This is a genomic window from Verminephrobacter aporrectodeae subsp. tuberculatae At4 (assembly GCF_000193225.1).
In the GTDB taxonomy this organism is placed as follows: domain Bacteria; phylum Pseudomonadota; class Gammaproteobacteria; order Burkholderiales; family Burkholderiaceae_C; genus Acidovorax; species Acidovorax aporrectodeae.
This window is the reverse complement of the sequence record NZ_AFAL01000124.1, coordinates 1-2,536: the sequence shown is the minus strand read 5'-3', so window position 1 is coordinate 2,536 and position 2,536 is coordinate 1. Positions and strand designations below refer to the sequence as shown.

The 2,536-nt window shown below is 69.7% G+C and carries 3 protein-coding genes; all 3 read left to right on the top strand.

Features of this window, described 5'->3' with window-relative positions; all coding sequences use genetic code 11:
- Positions 1-231 precede the first annotated feature (231 nt).
- Positions 232-1,374 carry a pyridoxal phosphate-dependent aminotransferase gene (locus VTU_RS0104775; RefSeq protein ID WP_010101377.1) on the top strand — a complete coding sequence of 381 codons (1,143 nt, stop codon included), beginning with the start codon at positions 232-234 and terminating at the stop codon, positions 1,372-1,374.
- Between the two features lie 97 nt (positions 1,375-1,471).
- Entirely contained in the window at positions 1,472-2,074 is a 603-nt protein-coding gene (gene hisB / locus VTU_RS0104770; protein WP_010101374.1) for an imidazoleglycerol-phosphate dehydratase HisB, read from the top strand.
- A gap of 51 nt (positions 2,075-2,125) precedes the next feature.
- Positions 2,126-2,536: imidazole glycerol phosphate synthase subunit HisH (gene hisH / locus VTU_RS0104765; protein WP_010101373.1), on the top strand; the 411-nt coding region annotated here is incomplete at its 3' end.

Here is a 2,536-nt window from a genome sequence, read left to right as displayed (position 1 = left end):
CAGCGCCAGCGGGCGTTTTCGCAACTGCCTGCGCATCGGCGTCGGCGACTGGTCGCCGGCGCACTGGGCGGCGCTGCGCACCGTGGGCGAGCTGGCCTGCGGCATGCTGCGCTCACCGCCGCTGCTCGCCGCCTGAGGGGGCGTTCAAGGCTCCGGGCGTATGCCAGAATGCACGGAGCCACTGCGGCCCGAACGACCGGGACGCGCCCACCCCGTCCACCCGCCCGCCCCATGCCCGCCTCCGCCGCTGCCACCCCGAACGCCCCCGCGGCCCTGGACCGCATCCGCCCCGACGTGCGCGCCATGCGCGCGTACCAGGTGCAGCCGGCGGCGGGAATGCTCAAGATGGACGCGATGGAGAACCCGTTTCGCCTGCCCGCGCAATTGCAGGCCGCGCTGGGCCAGCGGCTGGGCGCGCTCGCGCTGAACCGCTACCCGAACGAGGAACACTTCGCCGCGCTCAAGGCCGCGCTCGCGCGCCACGCCGGCCTGCCCGAGGGCTGCGGCATCGTGCTCGGCAACGGCTCGGACGAGCTCGTCACGCTGATCGCCCTGGCCTGCACCCGGCTTGGCACGGCCGAGCGCGCATGCCTGCTCGCGCCGACGCCCGGCTTCGTGATGTACGCCACGAGCGCGCAGTTGCAGGGGCTGGACTTCGTGGGCGTGCCGCTCACGGCCGACTTCGACCTCGACGTGCCCGCGATGCTCGCCGCCATCGCGCAGCACCGGCCCGCCCTGACCTTCATCGCCTACCCGAACAACCCCACGGCCACGCTGTGGGACGAGGGCGCGGTGCAGCGCATCGTCGACGCCGCCGGCGCGCAGGGCGGCATCGTGGTGTTCGACGAGGCCTACCAGCCCTTTGCCAGCCGCAGCTGGATCGACCGCCTGCGCGCCGAACCCGCGCGCAACGCCCATGTGCTGCTGATGCGCACGCTCAGCAAGTTCGGCCTGGCCGGCGTGCGCCTGGGCTACCTGATCGGCCCGGCAGCGCTCGTCGGCGAAATCGACAAGCTGCGCCCGCCCTACAACGTGAGCGTGCTCAATTGCGAGGCCGCGCTGTTCGCGCTCGAACACGCCCCGGTGTTTGCCGCCCAGGCCGCCGAGCTGCGCGCGCAGCGCGAACTGCTGGTGCATGCGCTGCGCCGCATGCCCGGCGTCGAAAAATGCTGGGACAGCCAGGCCAACATGGTGCTCGTGCGCGTCGCCGATTCCGCCCGGGTCCACGCGGGCATGAAAACCCGCGGTGTCCTGGTGAAAAACGTCTCTACAATGCACCCGCTTCTGACCAACTGCCTGCGCCTGACGGTGGGGCAGGCCGAGGAAAACGCGCAGATGCTCGCCGCACTCGGGGATTGCCTGGTGCCGGGATGAATCCGGAACCGGGCGGGCAGTCTCCCCAAGGCGCTGCCGCGCACAAGTCCATCAAGCTCCAGACCCGGTTCCACCCTCGAATATGCCCGCCGCCCCCATGCCAGACCTTCCCGAGCGCATTGCCGAAGTCAGCCGCAATACCGCCGAAACGCGCATCAGCGTGCGCCTGAACCTCGATGGAACGGGCCAGGCCAGGCTGCACACGGGAATCGGTTTCTTTGACCATATGCTCGAACAGCTTGCGCGCCACGGGCTGATCGACCTGGAGATCAACTGCGCGGGCGACCTGCACATCGACGGCCACCACACGGTGGAAGACGTGGGAATCACGCTGGGCCAGGCGCTGGCGCGGGCCGTGGGCGACAAGCGGGGGATCCGCCGCTACGGCCATGCCTACGTGCCGCTCGACGAGGCGCTCTCGCGCGTGGTGGTCGACTTCTCGGGCCGCCCGGGGCTGCAACTGCATGTTCCGTTCACCGCGGGCCGCATCGGTGACTTCGACACCCAGCTTGCCGGCGAATTTTTCCAAGGCTTCGTGAACCACGCGGGCGTCACGCTGCATATCGACAACCTGCGGGGCGTGAACGCGCACCACCAGTGCGAGACCGTGTTCAAGGCCTTTGCCCGTGCGCTGCGTGCGGCGCTCGAGCGCGACCCGCGTTCGGCGGACGCGATTGCATCGACCAAGGGCTGTCTGTAGAGTTTTGAACCAAATCGGTCGGATGCGCTGAATCCACATACCCTGTTTGCTATGAATGCAGGAGCAAAAACCGTCGCCGTGGTGGATTACGGCATGGGCAATCTGCGCTCGGTGTCGCAGGCCGTGCGGGCTGCGGCCCAGGGCAGCGGCTGGAGCGTGGTGGTCACGCAGCACCCCGAGGAGGTGCGCGCAGCGCAGCGCATCGTGCTGCCGGGCCAGGGCGCGATGCCCGACTGCATGCACGAGCTGCGCAGCTCGGGGCTGCAGGAATCGGTGCTCGAAGCCGCCGCCGCCAAGCCCCTGTTTGGCGTCTGCGTGGGCATGCAGATGCTGCTCGACCACAGCACCGAGGGCGACACGCCCGGCCTCGGGCTGATCCCCGGCACCGTGCTGCGCTTCGATCTGGCGGGCAGGACGCAGTCCGACGGCAGCCGCTACAAGGTCCCCCAAATGGGCTGGAAC

What these genes read in the sequence shown, in the direction of transcription:
- VTU_RS0104775 (WP_010101377.1), top strand. Translation starts at nt 232, where the DNA reads ATGCCCGCCTCCGCCGCTGCCACCCCGAACGCCCCCGCGGCCCTGGAC.
- hisB (WP_010101374.1), top strand. Translation starts at nt 1,472, where the DNA reads ATGCCAGACCTTCCCGAGCGCATTGCCGAAGTCAGCCGCAATACCGCC.